The organism is Paenibacillus sp. J14, from assembly GCF_000518465.1.
Taxonomy (GTDB): Bacteria; Bacillota; Bacilli; order Paenibacillales; family Paenibacillaceae; genus Fontibacillus; species Fontibacillus barengoltzii.
The window spans coordinates 1-21920 of sequence record NZ_JADQ01000028.1; the positions used below are offsets into that span (position 1 = coordinate 1).

General features: G+C 51.5%; 14 protein-coding genes. 9 read left to right on the forward strand and 5 right to left on the reverse strand.

Going from position 1 to position 21920, the window contains the following annotated elements; all coding sequences use genetic code 11:
* Positions 1–533 precede the first annotated feature (533 nt).
* From M891_RS0112220 to M891_RS0112230, 3 genes are all read right to left on the reverse strand, one after another.
* Entirely contained in the window at positions 534–1184 is a 651-nt protein-coding gene (locus tag M891_RS0112220; RefSeq protein ID WP_232228332.1) for a transcriptional regulator, read from the reverse strand.
* A 384-nt stretch (positions 1185–1568) separates the two neighbouring features.
* A complete protein-coding gene (locus M891_RS0112225; protein WP_442952248.1) occupies positions 1569–2342 on the reverse strand; it encodes an OmpA family protein in 774 nt (257 codons plus the stop codon).
* A 104-nt stretch (positions 2343–2446) separates the two neighbouring features.
* The gene (locus M891_RS0112230; RefSeq protein ID WP_028539045.1) at positions 2447–3283 is read right to left on the reverse strand and encodes a flagellar motor protein; all 837 of its coding nucleotides are present in this window, start codon (positions 3281–3283) and stop codon (positions 2447–2449) included.
* Positions 3284–3545: 262 nt separating this feature from the next.
* Here M891_RS0112230 and uvrB point away from each other — a divergent pair, with 262 nt between their 5' ends.
* Positions 3546–5540: an excinuclease ABC subunit UvrB gene (uvrB, locus tag M891_RS0112235; RefSeq protein WP_028539046.1), complete on the forward strand. Its 1995-nt coding sequence runs from the start codon at positions 3546–3548 to the stop codon at positions 5538–5540.
* Positions 5541–6125: 585 nt separating this feature from the next.
* A complete protein-coding gene (gene uvrA / locus M891_RS0112240; protein WP_036700309.1) occupies positions 6126–9014 on the forward strand; it encodes an excinuclease ABC subunit UvrA in 2889 nt (962 codons plus the stop codon).
* 230 nt (positions 9015–9244) lie between these two features.
* Here the strand turns inward: uvrA and M891_RS0112245 are convergent, their stop codons facing one another.
* Complete coding sequence (locus tag M891_RS0112245; protein ID WP_016314090.1) at positions 9245–10882, reverse strand: nitrite/sulfite reductase; 1638 nt, start codon at positions 10880–10882, stop codon at positions 9245–9247.
* A gap of 353 nt (positions 10883–11235) precedes the next feature.
* Between M891_RS0112245 and M891_RS0112250 the strand changes: the two genes are divergently transcribed.
* The 7 genes from M891_RS0112250 to M891_RS26160 all read left to right on the forward strand — a co-directional run bounded on the left by M891_RS0112250 (position 11236) and on the right by M891_RS26160 (position 21057).
* Positions 11236–11451, forward strand: coding sequence for a DUF2759 family protein (locus M891_RS0112250; RefSeq protein WP_016314089.1), 216 nt, complete (start codon positions 11236–11238; stop codon positions 11449–11451).
* A gap of 299 nt (positions 11452–11750) precedes the next feature.
* Positions 11751–12974 (forward strand): S-layer homology domain-containing protein, encoded by a 1224-nt coding sequence (locus M891_RS23835; RefSeq protein ID WP_232228336.1) that lies wholly within the window; start codon positions 11751–11753, stop codon positions 12972–12974.
* 634 nt (positions 12975–13608) lie between these two features.
* Entirely contained in the window at positions 13609–16302 is a 2694-nt protein-coding gene (locus M891_RS23840) for a DUF5704 domain-containing protein (protein WP_232228333.1), read from the forward strand.
* A gap of 153 nt (positions 16303–16455) precedes the next feature.
* Positions 16456–17097, forward strand: a complete 642-nt coding sequence (locus M891_RS0112265) for a deoxynucleoside kinase (RefSeq protein ID WP_036700313.1) — start codon at positions 16456–16458, stop codon at positions 17095–17097.
* Between the two features lie 3 nt (positions 17098–17100).
* Positions 17101–17763, forward strand: a complete 663-nt coding sequence (locus tag M891_RS0112270) for a deoxynucleoside kinase (protein ID WP_016314085.1) — start codon at positions 17101–17103, stop codon at positions 17761–17763.
* A 433-nt stretch (positions 17764–18196) separates the two neighbouring features.
* Entirely contained in the window at positions 18197–20797 is a 2601-nt protein-coding gene (locus M891_RS0112280) for a U32 family peptidase (protein WP_028539051.1), read from the forward strand.
* 176 nt (positions 20798–20973) lie between these two features.
* Entirely contained in the window at positions 20974–21057 is an 84-nt protein-coding gene (locus M891_RS26160) for a putative holin-like toxin (RefSeq protein WP_368017499.1), read from the forward strand.
* 230 nt (positions 21058–21287) lie between these two features.
* On the opposite strand, the gene M891_RS0112290 is transcribed toward M891_RS26160, so the two are convergent.
* A complete protein-coding gene (locus tag M891_RS0112290; RefSeq protein ID WP_036700317.1) occupies positions 21288–21587 on the reverse strand; it encodes a DUF6809 family protein in 300 nt (99 codons plus the stop codon).
* Between the last annotated feature and the right edge of the window lie 333 nt (positions 21588–21920).

Here is a 21920-nt window from a genome sequence, read left to right on the forward strand (position 1 = left end):
TGATCCAGCGATAGGTTTCGTAACCCGTGGGTCCTGCCTCGTAGCAAAACGATAGCGTTTCGGCCGGTCCCAGCTCTTTGATAAGCTTGCGTAACGCTGCCGGTGTGTGGGGAATGCTCCCGTAATAGCGTGGAGCTTCCCCGCTCACATCTGCAATNGCAACCGAAATTTTTTCTTTGGATACATCTAAACCGACGAATTTTGTGGTAGACTGCATAGTATCAGCTCTCCTTTGCTATGTAGCTCTGAAATGGTTTGGTTTATACTACACTATCCATTTTAACCTACGAGATGTAGCAATTTGGAGGGCTGTCTTTGTTTTACGTTCATCTTAGCTAGAACGGGAAATGACGCGGGAAATCGAAAATAAGGTCTTTTGGGTCCGTTAGAACTCTGCGGAAAGGAGCAGAGCAGGGAGCACGGTGCACAGTGTACGGAGTAGGGAGCGGGGCACAGGGCACGCCTTTTATACGCATGGTTCGAGCCATCGCAGGGCAAACCAGCTGCTGGTAGTTGTCCCAACCCCGCTTTTTTCAACGTACTAGACAGTAGGTCCGATAACGTTCCCTTCCACTGGCAACCAATAGATGCTGTTTTTGAACTAATTTGTGCAAAACACGTCTAGCGTGTCGATCTGAGATCCGCAAATGCTCTGACAGTTCCATTGGACTAAAGGGTCGCAACAGTCGTCTCGCAAAACGTACTGTTTCTGCCTCCAGCCAATCTAAATTTGGTTGTACCGCTAGGGTTATGAATTTGCCGACCAAAGACAGGACCAGCTGTTGGCATTGCTTGGGTTCCTCTACGATTGACAAGTAAGCGACAGGGAGTAACGTCCAGCCATCCAAGGCCAATAAACTGTGACGCCAACACAAATCCTTAAAACGCCGGACGTCTAAATCTCTTGCATGGGGGCCGTATCCTTGAATCTCAATCGCCCCCTTAGCTATGCCTGCCCCTGGAAGATAAGCGAGGTCCAAGTATCGATAACCGTTGTTAAAGTCACGCACCTCCCATTCCGGATACAAATGATCAAATTGCCCAATGGCCGGGAACCAAACGAACCTCAAAAACTCCATAGTGCCGTGCCCTAACCCCTTTTTGAGGAGCTCCAATCGTCTAGGATTCTTCTCTTCCTCCATTTGTTGTGTCATCCACGCATCAAACGCTTGGTCAAATTTCATCCCAATTACCCCTTCCTCCATTTAAAAATAAAAACGCCGTCCCGATACCTCCCTGCCCAATCAGGGTCGAGGTATCAAGACGGCGTGTGCTTCACGTCCGATTTAAGAAATAGTTTATCGTGTTAATCACATTCAAGCAATGGTTTCTCTATGAGGTCCCTGCAGCATGATCCTTCTAACGGACCGAGAGGACCTTATTTCATCCATAGTCTTACGCGATAATTGTTAACGGACACCAGTGACGTTATTTGGTGCAAAATCGGGCATAGCCGACGAGAAACCAGTCAATAAGGGCTCTCTGGTCCGTTAGCCCGGGAAATCGTCCGGGAAATAGCAAATAGCGTCTTTGTGGTCCGTTAGAGCCAGCGTACAACAAGAGACACTCTACTCCTGCAACTGCCGCAATACTGTGATTTCCACCCGGCGATTTTTTGAGCGGCCTTCGGGTGTGTCGTTGTCGGCGGCGGGGCGGGTGTCGGCGTAACCGGCGTATTGGAAATGCTGCGGATCTAACTTCTCCTTGTCCACGAAAAACCTCAGCACCGACAGCGCTCTGGCTCCTGACAGCTCCCAGTTGTCCTTGTACTTCGAGGCGTACACAATCGGGAGATTGTCCGTATGGCCTTCAATGCTGATGACCGTGTCAAGCTGTCGGAACAAGCTGGCGAGCTTGGCGAGTGTTTTGGTGGAGCCGCTTTTGAGATCAGCCTTACCGGTGTCGAACAGAAACCGGTCGTCTAATGTGATCGAGATGCCTTGGGGCAGGTCAGCCACATGGATTTGATCCTCCAGCGAATTGTCTTTGATGTAACTCTCAATGAGCATCATCAAATTGGCGAGATCTTCCTCCTGCTTGCGAAAAGCAAGCTCCCGTTCTGTCAACGGAGCCTGCCCGCTGCTGTCCGCTTGACCTGTCGTGCCTTGTCCTTCGCCTTGCTTACTGCCATTTTCGGCTGAAGCCGGCGGATTTTTGTGAGTGTACCGGTCGGCCGTCCCTGTAATTCCACTGCCTAACTCCAGGATGGAATCGCCGCCTTTGAACGTGTGCTGGAGGGAGGAGGTCACGACCTCATATTTTTCCACGTCTAACCGGCTCATGGCGTACATCATCACGAAAAAAATCAACAACAGCGTAATCAAATCCGCATAGGTGATCATCCAGCGGTCCTTCGCATCGCTCCGCACTGAGCGGCGTGCACGTCGGCGAGATTCACGCGTCGAAACGTCCGGCTCGTTCATTTTTTCCGATTTACTGGAAAATCTCATAATTCATTCTCCTCGGAGGCTTGAATGCGAGAGCTGCTTCCGAAGCTGACCGGTTTCTCTGCCGGACCGTTATCCGACAGAAGACGCGCGGTTTCCGCAGTATAGGATTCCAGCTTTCGCCGGACAAGCAGTGGATGGTCGCCGTTTTGGATCGACAAGATTCCTTCCAGCATCATTTCCATCCGGTCGATTTCGTCATCGCCGCGCGCTTTAATTTTGGAGGCGATCGGTAGAAAGATCAGGTTGGCACTAGCTACCCCATACAACGTTGCCGTAAAAGCAAGCGCAATCGAAGGCCCCAATGCGGTTGGTTCGGATAAGCTGCCAAGGACGTGGATAAGCCCCATCACCGTACCGATGATCCCCATTGTTGGGGCGTATCCGCCGGCCGATTCGAAGATTTTGGCGTAGCCGTCATATTTTTTTGATACCGCATCGATTTCCAGCTCCATGATTTGCCGTACCATTGACCGATCTGTTCCATCCACCACCAGTTGAATCCCCTCGCGCAAAAAAGGATCCTGATGCTCCGCCGCCTTCTTCTCCAAAGCCAATACGCCTTCGCGGCGGGAAGTGGAGGACATGTCCACGATATCCTCGATCACGTCGTCCTGTGCCGGGGATTTGCTCATGAACGCCAGTGCCAGTGCCTTCGGCACCGTTCGCAGCTTGGCAACCGGGAAGCTGATCAACACGGCAGCAAAGGTGCCGCCAAACACAATTAAAGCGGCTGTAACCTGCAACAGACCGCCTAGCTGACCGCCTTCGAGCGTAAATCCGCCAACAAGGGCGGCGAGACCAACAATGATGCCTACCAACGTTGCAATATCCATGAAATATGAACAACTCCTATCTTCGACTTACCGTTTGCATCTATAGGATGAAAAAGGTATAATACATGGGAACACCTATTCCTATTTTGATAAATTTAGGAAGGGCGCAGGCGTTAAGCTTGGTTTATTCATCGGAAGGATGACGATCCTAGTTTATATGTAGAAACAAACTTCTTGAGTAACCAAACTCATGTCATAAATAAAAATAATGTCAAATGACGCCTCTAGTATTCCATTTTAGACGATAGGGTGATGTTGGACAATGAGTGAAATCGTGGTTAGCGACAATAAATTCGAGCTGATCTCCGAATATACGCTGCAAGGCGACCAGCCGGAGGCGGTGCGTCAATTGGTGGAAGGCGTGCTGGCTGGGAAAAAGCACCAAACACTGCTCGGGGCCACGGGGACGGGTAAAACGTTTACGATCGCGAATACGATAGCGAAGCTCGGACGACCCACCCTCGTCATTGCGCACAACAAGACGTTGGCAGCGCAGCTGGCCAGCGAATTTCGTGAATTTTTCCCCAAAAACTCTGTTGATTACTTCGTCAGTTACTACGACTACTACCAACCGGAAGCCTACATCCCTTCCTCCGACACCTACATTGAGAAAGATTCCAGCATTAATGAAGAAATCGATAAACTGCGGCACTCGGCGACCAGCGCGCTGTTCGAGCGGCGGGATGTCATCATTGTGGCGAGTGTGTCGTGTATTTACGGTCTCGGTTCGCCGATGGAGTACCGTAATTTGGTGCTGTCTCTGCGGGTAGGGATGGAGAAGCCGCGTAATCAAATTTTAAGCCGGCTGGTGGATATCCAATATCAACGGAACGATATCAATTTCGTACGCGGTACGTTTCGGGTGCGCGGCGATGTGCTCGAGATCTTCCCGGCTTCCCATGGGGAGAAGGCGATCCGCGTGGAGTTTTTTGGCGATGAGATTGAGCGGATTACGGAGATCGACGTGCTGACCGGCGAATTGGTTGGGGAGCGGGAGCATGTGGCGATTTTCCCGGCGTCTCACTTCGTGACCCAGGAAGAAACGATGAAGATTGCCCTCCAGAACATCGAACGTGAGCTGGAAGAGCGGTTGGCGGAACTCCGCGCGCAAGGCAAGTTGCTGGAGGCGCAGCGGCTGGAGCAGCGGACGCGGTACGACATCGAGATGATGAGAGAGGTCGGCTTCTGCTCCGGGATCGAGAACTACTCCGGTCCGTTAACATTCCGTGAGCGGGGGGCGACGCCGTATACGTTGCTGGATTATTTTCCGGACGATATGTTGATTGTCATCGATGAGTCTCACGTCACACTGCCGCAGATCCGGGCAATGTACAATGGTGACCAGGCGCGTAAAAATGTGCTGGTTGAACACGGATTCCGCTTGCCGTCGGCGCTGGATAACCGGCCCCTAAGATTCGAGGAGTTCGAGGAGAAGGCGACGCAGCTGATTTATGTCTCGGCGACGCCAGGCCCTTACGAATTGGAGCATTGCGATACGATGGTCGAGCAGATTATTCGTCCGACTGGCCTGCTGGATCCGGTCATTGAGGTGCGGCCAACGAAGGGGCAAATCGATGATCTGATCGGAGAAATCCGTGACCGCATCGCTAAAGACGAACGCGTGCTGGTAACGACGTTAACGAAGAAGATGGCTGAGGACTTGACCGATTACCTCAAGGAAGTTGGTATCAAGGTAAGGTATCTTCACTCTGATATTAAAACGCTGGAGCGGATGAGTATTTTGCGCGACCTGCGGTTGGGAACGTTCCATGTTCTGATCGGGATCAACCTGCTGCGGGAAGGTCTGGATTTGCCAGAGGTTTCGCTGGTGGCGATTTTGGATGCCGACAAGGAAGGCTTCCTCCGTTCAGAGCGCTCGCTGATTCAGACGATTGGCCGGGCTGCGCGGAACGCGGATGGCCGCGTGCTGATGTACGCTGACACGATCACGGAGTCGATGGATAAGGCGATCAAGGAAACCGAGCGGCGGCGCAGCATCCAGATCGCGTACAACGAGAAGCACGGCATCACGCCGCAGACGATTCGCAAGAAAGTCCGCGATGTGATCGAGGCAACCAAGGTCGCAGAGAGCAAAGCGGATTATCTGGCCGATGCCAAAGGCAAGATGTCCAAGCGCGACCGCGAAGCGATGATCGCTCGTCTCGAAGCCGAGATGAAAGAAGCGGCCAAGAACCTGCAATTCGAGCGCGCGGCCGAGCTGCGTGATGCGATCCTCGAACTGCGGGCGGAGGCATAAGCGTAGGCGAGCTGGCGCCGTTTAGCAATATGAGCCAGCCATAGGTTAGTCAAACAAGATTGCTGACCTATGGCCCTGGTTTGGGGCGGCTCATATGGGACTCTTAGGTTGTAAGTTGCTGTAACGGAACGGAGAGACCTTATTTGCTCTAGAGAGCAAGGTTTCTCGTTCTAACGGAACGAGGAGACGCTATTTTGCTTGATAATGCACTAAACGTCGTTATAGCTGGTGAATAAGGTCTCTGGGTTCCGTTAGGACGGGAAATATCCAGGAAATCAACGAATAACGTCGCTACGTTCCGTTAGAATCCGGGCGCCCTGGGAGTGGGGCGTCGGCAAACCAACCCTATGTGAATAGCATCGTGATGGGAAGCCGATTTTTGGAGAAGAAAAGTTAAATCAAGTTTAAAAATCGGGTTTTCAGCACCGAGAAGGTTGGATGAAGGAGGGAGTGAGTAGCGGAGCGTAGGCGGGACTACGTGAGCAACGGAGCGACCGACTGAATTCAAGATTCGACGTCGAAATACTCCTATGAAATAGCCTCGTGATGGGAAGCCGATTTTTAAACAACCTATTAATAAGGGAGATGAAGTTGTTGGGTCGCGAGAACATAGTCATCAAAGGCGCCAGAGCGCACAATCTGAAAAACATAGATGTCACAATACCGCGCGACAAGTTTGTCGTGCTTACGGGGTTGAGCGGCTCCGGCAAGTCATCGCTTGCCTTCGATACGATTTATGCCGAAGGGCAACGCCGTTACGTGGAGTCGTTGTCTGCGTACGCCCGACAGTTTTTGGGGCAAATGGATAAGCCGGATGTGGATTCGATCGAAGGATTGTCCCCAGCCATCTCCATCGACCAGAAGACGACGAGCCGCAACCCGCGTTCGACGGTAGGGACCGTTACGGAAATCTATGACTATCTGCGTCTGTTGTACGCCCGGATCGGGCATCCGCATTGCCCGGAGCACGGTATTGAGATTACGTCGCAGACCGTTGAGCAGATGGTGGACCGTATTATGCAATATCCGGAGCGAACGAGATTGCAGATCTTAGCTCCTGTCATTTCCGGCAAAAAGGGCGAGCACAAAAGCTTGTTCAGCGAAATCGCCAAGCAAGGCTTCGTTCGGGTTCGTGTGGATGGTGAGCAGCGCGATTTGTCGGAAAATATTGAACTGGAAAAGAACAAGAAGCATACCATCGAGGTCATTGTCGACCGGATCGTAGTGAAGGAAGATGCACGCAGCCGGCTGGCCGATTCCATCGAAACGGCGCTGAAAATGTCCGGCGGACAAATCCTCGTGGACATTATTGGCCAAGAGGAGCTTCGTTTTAGCTCGAACTATGCTTGCCCGATTTGCGGATTCAGCATCGAAGAGCTGTCGCCGCGGATGTTCTCGTTTAACAGTCCGTACGGGGCTTGCCCAGAGTGCGACGGACTTGGCGTGAAAATGATCATCGACAAGGACTTGCTCATCACGGATCCTTCCAAATCGATTGAGGAAGGCGCATTTGAGGCTTGGGCGGGCGGCACCTCCAACTACTATCCACAGTTTTTGAGATCGGTATGTGAGCATTTTAATATCCCGCAAAATGTACCGGTTTCCGAATTAACGGAAGATCAGATGGACAAGTTGCTCTATGGCACAGGTGATGTGAAGGTAAGGTTCCGCTATGAGAACGATTTTGGCATGACCCGGGATGCCTATGTCACGTTTGAAGGGATTATCCCTAACTTGGAACGGCGTTACCGGGAAACGGCTTCAGAGGGGATCCGCGAGTTCATCGAGCAGTTTATGGGATCCAAGCCTTGTGGTACCTGTCATGGTCACCGTCTGAAGAAAGAGGTTCTGGCCGTAACGGTAAATGATCAGAACATCGCCCACGTGACGTCATTGTCGATCGGCGAAGCCCAAGAGTTCTTTGGGAACTTGGAGCTGACGGATAAGGAAAAATCCATTGCCAACCTGATCCTGAAGGAAATCAATAACCGACTTGGGTTCCTGGTGAACGTCGGCTTGGACTATTTGACGCTTAGTCGTGCAGCTGGAACCTTGTCCGGCGGCGAAGCGCAACGCATCCGGCTGGCGACGCAAATCGGCTCTAGCCTGATGGGCGTCCTGTACATCCTGGACGAGCCTAGTATCGGGCTGCATCAACGGGATAACGATAAGCTGATCTCGGCGTTAACCCACATGCGCGATCTCGGCAATACATTGATCGTCGTTGAGCATGACGAGGATACGATGCTAGCCGCGGACCATATCATCGATATCGGGCCGGGGGCAGGGATTCACGGGGGGCAAGTGATCTCGCAAGGGACACCTCAGGAAATCATGAACGATCCGCGTTCCTTAACGGGTCAATATTTGAGCGGCAAGAAGTTTATCCCGGTACCTTTGTCTCGGCGGAAGCCGGATGGCCGTTGGTTGGAGATCAAAGGGGCGAAGGAAAACAACCTGAAGAACATCAACGTGAAATTCCCAATCGGTGTGTTTACGGCGGTGACCGGGGTATCCGGCTCCGGTAAGTCGACCCTGGTCAACGAGATTTTGTATAAAACGTTGGCTCGCGACTTGAACCGGGCGAGAGTGCGTCCAGGCCAATACAAGGAGATCAAAGGCCTTGAGCATGTGGAGAAGGTCGTCGACATCGACCAGTCTCCAATTGGGCGCACGCCGCGATCCAATCCGGCAACGTACACCGGAGTGTTTGACGATATTCGCGATCTGTTCTCGCAGACGAACGAAGCGAAGGTACGCGGCTACAAGAAAGGCCGATTCAGCTTCAACATTAAAGGTGGTCGCTGCGAAGCCTGCAAAGGTGACGGGATCATCAAAATTGAAATGCACTTCCTGCCGGACGTTTACGTTCCTTGCGAAGTTTGCAAAGGCAAGCGATACAATCGCGAGACGCTGGAAGTCAAATATAAAAACAAGAGCATTGCCGATGTGCTGGAGATGACGATCGAGAATGCTACGGAGTTCTTCCAAAACATTCCGAAAATTCATCGCAAGCTGCAAACGCTGATGGATGTTGGTTTGGGGTATGTGACCCTGGGGCAACCGGCAACGACGTTGTCCGGCGGGGAAGCCCAACGCGTGAAGTTGGCATCGGAATTGTATCGCCGCAGCACCGGCAAAACGATTTACATTCTCGACGAACCTACCACGGGCTTACACGTCGACGATATCGACCGGTTGCTTAAGGTGCTTCATCGCCTGGTTGACTCCGGTGAAACAGTGCTTGTAATTGAGCATAACCTGGACGTAATCAAGACGGCCGACTATTTGATCGACCTGGGGCCGGAAGGCGGCAGCGGAGGAGGAACGGTGATCGCTACCGGCACGCCGGAGGACATCGTGAAGGTGGATAAATCCTATACCGGCCGATACCTGGCGCCGATCCTCAAGCGGGATACGAAACGCACCGCCGAACTTAATCAAGTCGAAGAGAAAGATCGGGAAGTCGTATAGTAGAGAAAAGAGCAGCCTCTATTGAGAGGTTGCTCTTTTTTTTTGGTGCGGCCGGAGCCTCTTTTTGCCCCTCTTTTTGAGGATTATCCCGTTGCATCAGATGGGAACGATCTCTGAACGAAAGGGATAATTGTGGAAAAGAGGCCACAAAGATAAAAAGAAGGCCGGCCCCATAGGGGACCGGCATTTTTTTTCAATGATATCGAATGAAGCTGTTAATGTCCCTCCGCTTACGAGGCGATTCCCGCAGCTAGAATTTGGTTCAGCTGTTCTTGGAACGCCGGAACTCCGACGCGTCGAACGAAATCATGGAACGATTCGGAAGCATTGCGATTCGTTTTGTAGAATAATAGCAACTGCTCGAGGACATAGGCGACCTGGTCGCCTTTGACGCGACCTTTAAGCGCTTGGTTAAACTGGGCTTGCGGCCCGTTAGCTCCACCGCCTAATGTCCCGCCTACAGCAATATCAAATGCGTCAACCATACCTTCCGGCGTCTTGATCAGCGAACCCTGCAAGCCGATATCGGCGATATGTTTTTGGCCGCAAGCATTCGGGCAGCCGATAAAGTGGATGCGAACCTTTTCGTCCAGTTCAACATGTTCATCCAGATATTCTGCAACTTCAGCTGCGCGCCGTTTGGTTTCGACGATGGCCAAGTTGCAAAATTCATTGCCTGTGCAGGAAACGGTCCGGCTCATAAAATGCTTCGGAAACGGCGTTAACCGCTGAAGAACCGGCGCTTGGAGCGCTTCTTCCACTTTGTCGTCCGGAATACCGCTGATCAAAATATTTTGCGACATCGTAGTACGGATTTTGCCCTCGCCGTATTGGTCAGCCACATCGGCCAGCTGCTCCAGCTCATCGGCGTTCAAACGACCCACGGGTACGTTAAGGCCAATATAGTTCAGCCCTTCTTGCTTTTGCGGATGCACTCCGTCGAAATAGGCGGCTTGCCAGCCGACGGTCTTGTCTTCCCCGCGCGACTCCAGCTCACCTACCAGCTCGATTAATTTCTCTTTAAATTTCTCCGGCCCCCAGTCTGCGACAAGAAATTTCAAGCGAGCGTGGTGGCGTTTCTCCCGATAGCCATAATCACGGAATATCGTGGTGACCCCAATGGCCACTTTCAGCACTTCCTCAGGTCTAACGAAAATGTCGAGCGGCTTCGCCAAATGTGGCTTTGCGGATAAACCACCGCCGACCATGACATGAAACCCGATCGTCTCTTTTCCGTCAATCACCTTAACCGCGGGGGTAAAGGCCAAGTCATTGATTTCCGCTTGCGCATTATTGTAAATGTTTGCGGAGATCGACATTTTATATTTTCGCGGCAGGTTGGAGAAGTCACGGTTCAGCAGGAAGAATCGGTTCACTTCCTCCACGATCTCCGTCGTATCGATTAATTCGTCCTTGTCGATCCCGGCCAGCGGATTCCCTACAATGGTACGCGGGCAGTCACCGCAGGCTTCGAACGAATACAGCCCCACCTGATCTAGACGCTCGAAAATATCCGGCAAGTTCTCCACCCGCAGCCAGTGGAACTGGATGGCTTGCCGTGTAGTTACGTCCACCAGGTCACGGCCATACAAGCGAGAAATTTCCGCCAGCGCACGTGCTTGCTTCGTGGTCATGATCCCGGTGTTGATGCGCACGCGCATCATGAAGTGACCGTCTTTTGGCTTTTGTTGATATACGCCGGCCCATTTGAAGCGATCCATATCGTCAGCAGGAATCGAGTCGTAACCTTTCACTGCGTATTCCTCAATGATGGTGCGGATGACGTCCAGCCCGTCTTTTTCCAGTTTAACGAACTCGAATTTGTTTAATTTCTCCGGCTCTTTGGTCCATATCGGTTCATAAGCCATGCGATAACCTCCCTATGTTACGTTTGGGTAAAGAATCCTCAATGGATTCCGTTTATTAATTCCGACAATAAAACTCTGAATAAGGTTATTTTTCATGGTACCATAGAAGCCTAAGAGCGTAAACAAAGAAAAGAATTTTCTGGCATAAGACTTCCTTATGAGCAACTAAAGATCTGGTGATAATGTATTTGTCAATGATATCCTGCATAAAATAAGGCTTAAATCTGGCAGCAAACACGTAAATTCAGCGAAAACTTTGACAAAATCTTGTCTTTCCTCTTGCATCCGAACCGGAGGGAAGATAACATAGAAGAAGAGTTGTGATTTCGTGGATTTCAAGAGGAGGTTTCGCGATGTTGCTCCAAGCAGCGGAAGAAACAGCAAAAACAACGAATTTTAACGGGTTCGATATTTTTATGATTTTGTTTACGATCGTGATTTTTATTGGCGTGATCCGTCTGTTGAGAGAGCGTCCGAAGAAGAACCTGTTCGCGATCGCTTTCGGGATCATTAGCTTGCTGGTCTTTTTGGCATCGGATGCAATTATGATTAAGACCTGGTTTAGTTAAGCAAAGCAAGCGATACATATTTCCTTATGTGAAATAAGCCAAGGCACTTTATTCTTGATAAAGGAATAAGGTGTCTTTTCAATTTACAGGATCTGGATTATAATAAGAGCCAGGTGAAGCACACCTTGACATCTTTTGGATGGCGAGGTGTGTTTTTTATTTGCAACAAATGGATGAATTTATCAGAAAAGCAAGAAGAAAGGAGGTTTTTGGGGAGTGGAAGCGAATATGTGAAGATACATATTTTTCCTTTGAGGGAAAGTTGAAGACTAGGTGTGGGAGTGATGAATGTGAAAAAGATGCTGGTGATAGGGCTGGTTGGATTGATGTTGGTCAGCTTGATTCCGGGTAAGCCTCATCTTCATGCCGCTTCCGGAGGGTTCCCAGATGTTAAGGAAGGGCACTGGGCTAAAGCGGCGATTGAGTCGGCTGTAGCTAAAGGTTATTTTAAAGGCTATGCAGATGGAACCTTTAAACCAAATGGAACCGTAACTCGAGCTGAGTTTGCTGCCTTATTAGCACGGGTAGCTAAAGCAAAGGAATCGGAGGAATCAGAGGCGTCAGGGCACTCGTTTTCAGATTTAGCGGGGCATTGGAGCGAACCTGAGGTCGAACGTGCAGTAGCCCTTGGTTTTATTCAGCCTAGCGACTATCCAAATGGGTTTCAGCCGAATACGCCGATCACCCGCTTTGAAATGGCCAAGTGGATGACATCAGGCCTGGCAGCCAACAGCGATGACTTTAAACAGGCGTTGGAGGACACTAAAACAACGGTAATCCCGGTAAGAGAATATTTTAAACCGGGGATCCCTGAGTCGAAGTCTTCCTATGTTGCCGTTGCCTTAGGGACTAAGTTGATGAGCGGGTATCCGGACGGTACCTTTGGATTGGATAAGAAAGCAACCCGCGCGGAGACCGCCATCATTCTGCAGAATTATGAGCAGGTGAGTAGTAGAGAAGCGGGGAGTTTTTTGGGATTAAATGAATTACGAGAAGTCGGAACTCAACGCACAAATATGGAAACGATCAGTCCATTTACGACAGGGAATAATCCCTTGACCAATGTAGTAGATAAAACGCTGACGTTCCGTAACCATGCTGGCAGTGTTAAACTTCGCAACTATATCATTACGGATAGTGAGGACTTTAAGGATATTAAAAGTATTTACGCACCATTATTTATTGATCAAACCGATTATGACGCCCGTTTGGATCGACCGGGAAGGTACAGAGCCTACATTCAAATTACTATCTATCCAAAAACAAAGGATTTTGATTTGGGCCATTATATGAACGGTTCAATTTATGGGCTGGTCAATGGGAGTAGAATTGCAAATACGAAACTAACGGAAAAATACGGGTATCTTACATTGCCTAATATGTACACAAAGGAATTTTTTAAAGAGCATAATTCCAGTGACGGGATAACATTATGGGTAGAGACTATTCTCAATATTAAAACATCTCCGGGTGATCAACTTACTACAGACGACGGTTCTTTTTCCTCATTAAGACTTAAATAAGGGGCGAAAATGAATGAAAAAATGGAGTGTCTGGTTTTTATTACTCACTCTATTGGTCTTGCCCTGGAATTTCGCAAACGCTGCATTTGAAAATGGTTATCCTGCTTTAGGTATTGAGGTTTCACCTGTTGGGCCAGCACAAATGCAAACTGTTAGAGTAGAGGTAAGTGGTGATGCTACAGCTCGACCAAAGGTAGTTTGGGTGCAAAGCGATACAGATATTTGGACGGCTACCTTTGATGATGGAACTCGCGTAGATACGGGTACACATGGTCGAGGCACCAGTGCAGAGCCCTTAAGACAACGAATTGATTTCACTCTCGACTTATCATCGTATGCACCAGATTCTTTGGAAGACGTTCTAGGAAATAAGTTCTTGAAATCATTCATTAAAGATTTGTCTATTGATGATATGGAATGGAGAGAAGAAAAAAGCTATGAGCCAGTCGGAGCCAAGCCAGTTTTTCAAAAGGGAAGCACTAATGCTACAATCAAAGTTTGGACTGGATATCCGTTAATCGTTAGTAACAAGTATAAATATTCGACCCGGTATGATGGTGAAGATAAGTTTATGGCCGAGTATTACGTTCCTATGAAAGTTATATTTAGTGGCTACGTGGTTGAGAAAAAGAGAATGCGTGTGCTGGATAACGCTACGTTGGCGGTAGGCCAAACCAAGGACTTGAAGGCTCAAGTTAATACCTTAGAGTACAACATGTCCGACTGGGGCGATAAATGGTTTGATGTTACTTCAGCTAGCGAGACCTCTTGGTCTTCTAGTAACACTAGTGTGGTAACAGTTGATGGGAACGGAAAAGTGACAGCGAAATCACAAGGAACCGCCATTATCACTGCCCAATGGAAAAAGGGACCATACTGGTTATACGGGTCAGCTACCATAACTGTAGGAACCGGCGGGGGAGGTCCGGGCATTCCCACAGACCCGACACCACCTCAATGCACACAACCCACCCCCAGCGGCAATGTCATCGATGTACCGTTAAATGACCCTGCAGTGAGTGCGGTCATTAAGGCGGATAGTCGGGGGGCGGAGCGATTTAACGTGCTGGATGGGATTCCTACATCCGAAAGCTTATATGGGAATGTCTTTGCCAAAAGCTACTTGTCAAAGAATCGATTCGTGGAGATGGCCGGGAAGTGTACTTTTGAGATTACGGTAAACCGGGAGTATACGTTAACGTGGGACCCTGGCAAAGAGGTGGAAGGGCCGGATGGCACAACCCATAAGGAGCCGGATCCCCAAACGGATACGGAAACCGTAACGAAAACATACACCATCGAACGTCAATATTCCTATTGGGTTATTGATAACCTCGAGGTATACAAAATTAATGAGGCAGCTTTGCAGAACTATGCGTTTGAAGGCAATGGCATTCGAATACAGCCTACAGGGTATACTCCACCGTCATACTCGACGAGTTTAACGCACGGGTTCACGCCGCCGAATCCAGAAAATCCGGTAGAAGCGCCTCCCGGAAGTAAATCTGGGGGAACGGAAAGACCGGATGTGAGCGGGGAGGACTTGAAGTCTTTTGCTGAGAGTGCCGTGGAAGAAGTGAAGGTCAAGAATGATACCTTGATCTTTAACGGAAGTACCATTATGAATGGCGCTGAAACGAGTCGATCGGGGGCGCGGCCCGGCCAGATTCCCTCAGCACCGCAAATCAACGAAAATGTGCTGTATAGTCCAGGTCATGTGATCCCGACTAGCAAGACGAATAAGGCGAACCAGCCTAGTACCGGCACGATCTATTACGGGCTGATGAGCGGCAACATCAATGGCGGCGCGGACAAAAGCTTCCCTATTAACGGGATCAACAGTGTAACTGTACATACGCCCGTAGTGATATACCCCGGTGTCTCCGACGACAAGGCGCATAATCAGAAGACGACGCCGGCGGCGGGGCGGTCGGCGGTGATTTTGGATCGGCCGTTTACCGTCACCATGCCTAACAGTGGCCAACATACCAACTACTTGGGATATGGAAACAGGGACTATTTGAAGTATATCGGCAGCAAGCAGGTTCGCTTCCCGTTTGATGTTTATGAGGGAGCGAAAGCGAGATTTTATCCGAAAAATACCTGGATCGAAGTGGACAAGACCCGGGAGCAGTTTGACTTCTATCTGCCTGTTTGGGTGGATGAAGGGTTTTATACCGTGGAATTCCGCACCATTGCACACAATGCGCCAGCCGGGGCGACGGAGCAAACGAATGCCAACTTGAACCTCACGCATCATATCGCTTACGGCACCGTGCCGGTTGATGTGATTGGGCGGGTGTTCGATTTCAAAATGACGGATATTGCCGATTACAACTGGGAAGGCGTGTTTCGGACGGCTCCGGGAAGCCCGGTGCCCACCGGGGCTGCTTACTGGGTTGGACTCAACGGGATTGATGGAGCCCCAAGAGGCAATACGCCGCAGTATACGCTGCCGATCCGACCTGGCAGTCATCCGCTTTACAAAAACGCAGTCATCAAAACGGGTTATCACTTCAAATTTGATCTAAAAACCAAAGGAAATATGTTTGGGCCCTTAGATCAAATCGTGATCACGCCCACGTTTGATTTCATCGATGCCGAAAGCGGGAAGCGCCAGCCCGTCGATCTGTATTACCATACCGGCAACCGGAGTTATGTTCGGATCGGATCTGCCTTAGATCAGGTGCAGCGCTATGTGATTCTTAACGAACGCCTGCGGAATGTGCCGATCGAGGAACTGACGGATACCGCGCTCTATAAATACGATCACGACTACACCTTTGACCAGGTGGCCGGGATCGGACGAAGCCAGTTCGTGCAGTGGTTCATCCAGAAGCAATCGATGCAAAAAACACCCGTCGGCAGCCTGAGCCTGCTGCGGTTACCGGAAGGCGTTCGCACGCTGATCGGTCCGAAGTCAGGAATCCCTGCAGGCGTTGATCCTGCTCGGGTGAATGCCGCAGTACAACGATGGTACGGCGAGTACAGCCTGCCAGCTGAGCTGTACGCGGTCCCGGCGGGGACGAACGTAGCGGAGTATGGACGGACGCATAGCGGGTTGACGGATCGATCGGAGATCTTTTTGAAAAAAGGCTACATCGTGGTGAACTTCAACATCGAGACGGTGCGAAACGGGGAGCTGGGGAAGCCGTATCTTCAATACATCCAAGCGCCGCTGATGAACCAGTGGACGGGCATGGAAGGTTTTGCGCGGAGTGTGGTAGACCCTTACGGTCGGCGCTTCACGTTGAAGGATGGGGATGTGGCGTTTTACCATGCGGACCTGTCGAGTCGGGATGATTTCAGACCATTGGTGACGCATTAGCTGAAGGGATAATGAGTTAGGGAGCCGGGTTGCTCTGAGATCGAACGGTTTTTTCGATGCAGGGCTTCACGGTTCTCTTATTTTCGGCAAGTTCTGCCCACGATTTTGTGCAATCTATGATACAATATTCTAGTCTATTTTCAGGCAAGTGAGATGTGGGAGGACCATGAAGTGAAGAAGCCATGCCCGTTTATCGCCGTGGAGGGCGCCATCGGAGCCGGAAAAACCACGCTGGCCACGATGCTCGCTGAGCGGTTTGACTTTCCGCTGTTGAAGGAGATCGTGGAGGAAAATCCGTTCCTGGACAAGTTTTATCAAAATATCGAGGAATGGGCGTTTCAGCTGGAAATGTTCTTTTTGTGCAACCGGTACAAGCAATTGGAGGATACGGTAAAAAACTACGTGTCCCGAGGGCTGCCGGTCGTGTCGGACTATCATATTTATAAAAACTGGATTTTTGCCCAGCGGACGCTGCAAGGGGACAAACGGGAGAAGTACCGGCAGATTTATCATCTGCTGACCGACGATCTGCCAAAACCGAATGTAATTGTGTATATCCAGGCGGAACTGGCGACCTTGTTAAAGAGAATCGAAAAACGCGGCCGCAGCTTTGAGCAGGACATCGATCCCGGCTACCTGGAGCGGCTGATCGAGGATTATGAAACGGCGATTACACAGATTAAAGCGCGTGAACCGGAGACGGTCGTGATTACGATTGATGGCAATACGCTGGATTTTGTGGAGCATCCGGAGCATTTTGAGCAGATCGTTGCGCAGATAAAGGAGCACTTATAAAAAATGAGTCATGAATTGTACATCCCCAAAGACGCCTTAATCACGGTAGCGGGTACCGTTGGCGTTGGCAAATCCACGTTGACGACTGCGTTGGCAGCTCGGCTTGGCTTTCGCACTTCGATGGAGAAGGTTGATAATAACCCGTATCTGGAGAAGTTCTATCAAGATTTCGAGCGATGGAGCTTTCATCTGCAGATTTATTTTCTAGCAGAGCGGTTTAAAGAGCAGAAGGCGATCGTTGAAGCGGGCGGCGGGTTCGTTCAGGACCGTTCGATTTATGAGGACACCGGGATTTTTGCCAAAATGCATGCTGATCAAGGCACGATGTCCAAGACAGATTACGAGACGTACACGAGTCTGTTTGAGGCGATGGTGATGACGCCGTATTTTCCGCATCCGGACGTGCTCATTTATCTTGAAGGGAATCTGTCCTCCATTCTGAAGCGGATCCAGCTGCGGGGCCGGGAAATGGAGATTCAGACGGACGTCTCCTACTGGGAGCATATGCATGAACGGTATGCGAAGTGGATCGAGGAGTTTGATGCCTGCCCGGTGCTGCGGCTGAATATCGATGAGTACGATGCAACAGATGAAGCGTCGTTGGACGAAATTATCCGCCAAGCGGCAGAAATCATTCATGCGTCGCGGGCGAAGCGAAACGGTTAAATATATATCATGAGGTCAATGGGAGCTGAGGCTACTGTTGGCTTCTTTTTTTTGGTGAGACAAGGGTGGGCTTGGCTTCGGATAGGAGAGGTGCGTTTGGGGGGGCTTTTTGATGATTATCCCGTTGCATCAGAGCTTGGGGACAGAGAATGCTGGCGATAAAAGAATAGCTTGCGAACCAGGCTTCCTCATGTCACTCCCTCTCCTGATATCCCTCTTTCTGAACGAAAGGGATAATGGCGTAAAAAGGGGCGTCAGAAGGGGGATAAAGGCTCTGAAGGCGGGCGCCATGTTTTTCCTTGCGAATGGATGGAAAAGCTAGAGTGCACGGGCAATGTCTGCTAGAATATATAAGTTGATAATTCGCTTAAATTTTGAATTTTTGCAATCAAGTAGAATAGACGCCGGCTGCGGCCGGATTGGGAGGACATACATGAGCAAGACGACGTTAACGCGGCAGGATGTGGAGCTGCTGGCGCCGGCCGGCGATTGGGATTGCATGCGGGCGGCGGTGGCGAACGGGGCGGACGCGATCTTTTTTGGCGTAGAGAAGTTTAATGCCCGGGCGCGGGCGAACAATTTCCGGATGGACGAGCTGCCGGAGATTATGGCTTTTTTGCATAGTTATGGGGTTAAGGGGTTCCTGACCTTCAATATTCTTGTGTTCGAGGACGAGCTGCGGGATGCGCAAGAGTTGGTTGAGGCGTGCATCAACGCGGGGGTGGATGCGGTTATTGTGCAGGACCTCGGGTTGGTGAAGCTGATCCGCGAGTTGTCGCCGGATTTTCCGATTCATGGCTCGACGCAGATGACGATTACGTCGCCAGAAGCGGTGGAGTTCGTGAAGCCGTGGAATCTGGAGCGCGTGGTGCTGGGCCGGGAAAACAACCTCAAGCAAATCAAAGTCATCGGGGAGCAAGCCAAGCTGCCGATGGAGGTATTCGTGCACGGGGCGCTGTGCGTGTCCTACTCCGGTCAATGCTTGACGTCGGAAATGTGGGGCGGACGCTCGGCGAATCGCGGCGAATGCGCGCAAGCGTGCCGGCTGCCGTACGACCTGATCGTCGACGGGGAACAGAAGCCGATGGGCGATGTGGCTTACCTCTTGTCGCCAAAGGATTTGGCGGCCATCGACATCATGCCGGAGTTGATTGAGGCGGGCGTGACGTCTTTTAAAATTGAAGGGCGACTGAAAAGTCCGGAGTACGTTGCCAACGTGGTGAGCAAGTATCGGAAGGCGATTGACCGTTATTTTGACGGGGATGATACGCGTCCGTCGAAGGAGGAGATTCGTGAGCTGCAGCAGAGCTTTTCGCGCGGCTTTACGCATGGCTTCCTGGAGGGGACGAACAATAAGAAGCTGGTCGACGGGACGTTCCCGAAAAGCCGGGGCGTTTACCTCGGCCGCGTAGAGAAAGTGCTGCGCGACGGCGTTGTCTGTAAGCTGGAGGCGCCGCTGAAACGCGGGGACGGGATTGTGTTTGATGCCGGAGATCCGACGCAAAAAGAAGAAGGCGGCCGCGTCTACGACCTGCGCCGTCAAGGCGTGAAGCAGGAAGGTGAAGCCGGAGAGGGTTGGATCGTCGATATCGTGCCGGGACGTAATGACGTGGATTTGCGCCGCGTGCACGTCGGGGATCGCATCTGGAAGACGAACGACCCGGCGCTCGACAAGCGGCTGCGCCAGACGTACGAGACCGAGAAGCCGTACCGCGTCTTCCCGGTGCATGTGCGGGCCGTGGGCCACGCCGGCGGGCTGCTGAACACCTTCTGGACGGATGTCCAGAAGGGAACGACGGTGCAAGTCGACTCGGAGCTGGAGCTCGAGGTCGCGCAAAAACGGCCGATGGACGCCGCCCTGCTCGAAGAGCAGTTCGGGCGTCTCGGCGGCACGGTGTTTCAGCTCGAGAAGCTGGATGCGGAGCTGTATGGCGACGTCATCCTGCCGATCCGAGAGCTGAACAGCATCCGCCGGCGGGCGGTGGAGCTGCTCGCCGCCGAGCGGCCGAAGCCGCCCGTGTGGACGCGCACACGGGCGGCGGGGGTGTTGGACGCCCCAGCCGTGGGCGGGGCGTCTTCGGCGCCGCTGGCGCCGGCGGCGGCAGCCGCTGCGGTTGCGGGGCAACCGCAGCAGGCGCAGGGCCGCGGGCCCGCGGCGCCCGTGAAGCACGGCGAAGCGCAGCTCGCCGCGCTGTGCCGCAGCCTGCCGCAGGTGCAGGCTGCCTTGGAAGCCGGCGTATCGTTCATCTACGCCGACTTCGAGTTTATCAAGCAATTCCCGGCAGCAGTTGAAGTCGTTCGCGCAGCCGGAGCTAGAATCGCGCTGGCGACGCCGCGCATCCACATGCCGGGCGAAAACGGCTACCACAACAACATCCTGCGTCTCCAACCCGACGCGGTGCTGGTGCGCAACACCGGGGCGCTGTATTACTACCTGCGCCACCGGCAAGAGAACCCGTCGGCCGTGCATCCGCGGTTGATCGGCGATTTCTCGCTGAACATCGCCAACCACCTGACGGCCGAGCTGTTCCTGGAGGTCGGATGCGACGTGGTCACGCCGTCCTACGATTTGAACATCCAGCAGATGGTCGATTTGCTCCGGGTCAGCCCGACGGCTGACATGGAGATTGTGATCCATCAGCATCTGCCGATGTTCCATACGGAGCACTGCGTGTACTGCACCTTCCTCAGTGAAGGAACGGACTACACCAACTGCGGGCGCCCGTGTGAAAAGCACCGCGCTTCCCTGCAGGACCGGATCGGCATGTCCCACCCTGTCCGCGTGGACGAAGGCTGCCGCAACACGGTGTACAACGCCATCGAACAGTCGGGCGCGGAGTATCTGAATCATTTTCTCGAGCTGGGCGTGTCCAAATACCGTGTTGAGTTCCTCGAAGAAACGCCGGAGCAGGTGCATGAGGTCATCGACCTCTACAACAAAGCGTTGCGTGGAGAAATCAGCGGCACCCAGGTATGGAAAACCCTCAAAGCGACCAACCAGCTTGGTGTCACGCGCGGACAGTTGGTAAAATAAAAAACGAAGGGAGTCCCCGTAGTTCGCGGTAGTTATACCGTAGGGGGCTCCCTTTTTGCTGTAACACGAGAAAATACCATTACTTAACAAGTATGGTATAATATTAGATAAGCAATAGAATAGGCTTGCAAGGGCGGTCGGCTACCTCTCATTCTCTAGGAAGGGAGGGATGCCAAATGGAAGTTTATCAAGCATTAACGCTAATGATCTCATTCGCGACATTAATGGTCCTGATACTTTCCTTCCATAAACACAAATAGACCGCCCTCGGCAAAGGAATCGGTCTATTTGTACTGAGATCCTACACAGCCTGCCGCCCTTAAAAGCGGCTATTGCCCGGAGCCGTGCCCTGTAAGCACGGCTCCTAAATAATTACTTTCATTGTATCACAATCGATACAAAATATACACGTTTGCGAACTTTTTTGCAGAGGAGCCCAACATTACTCGTACTCATCCGATTCGCTCCTATCTTCCAAGGTTTGCGAGATTTAAGGGGTGGAAGGATGTCGGACAAGCTCATCTGTATCGGTGAGTACTTCCGTGAGGAGGGAGGCGCCAAGCCTGAAACCGTATTTAAACACTGCCATCGAATGCATGTCGTTAGCTTGTGCCTGCAGATCCATCAGGTATTCCAGTTCGCTAAATTCTTCTTCGGTCAGCTTCTTACGCCATGATTCCGTAAGCTCCGAGATTTGCCGGCATAGAGGACGATACTTCGGATCTCGGGAGACAATCATTTCGTCCGGCAAAATATGCCCGGTATAAAGCTCTTCAATCAGACTACTCATACGCATCCTCCTTATTGATAGAGAGGCAGCGCCTTGAAAGGGAGGGCAGCACATGGTAGCATATTTATGCGGCCTTCCTTTGGAGGGTTGCCTCTGGGGGGAAGTGGCGTCGTTCTTTGTGGGATGGGCGCCGCTTCCTTTTACTTTTGTTCGGACAAAAGCAGTTTCAATCCCCGCCGAATTGCTTCTGCTTTAGTGACATTATGCTTGTCGCAATATGCAATCAAAGCGTTGTTCATGTCTTCCTCAAAGCGCACCTTGATACTGACATTCTTGGGATTGTCCTTCTTTGGCCGTCCTGTTCGTGGACTCAGAATGCTCACCTCACTTTCC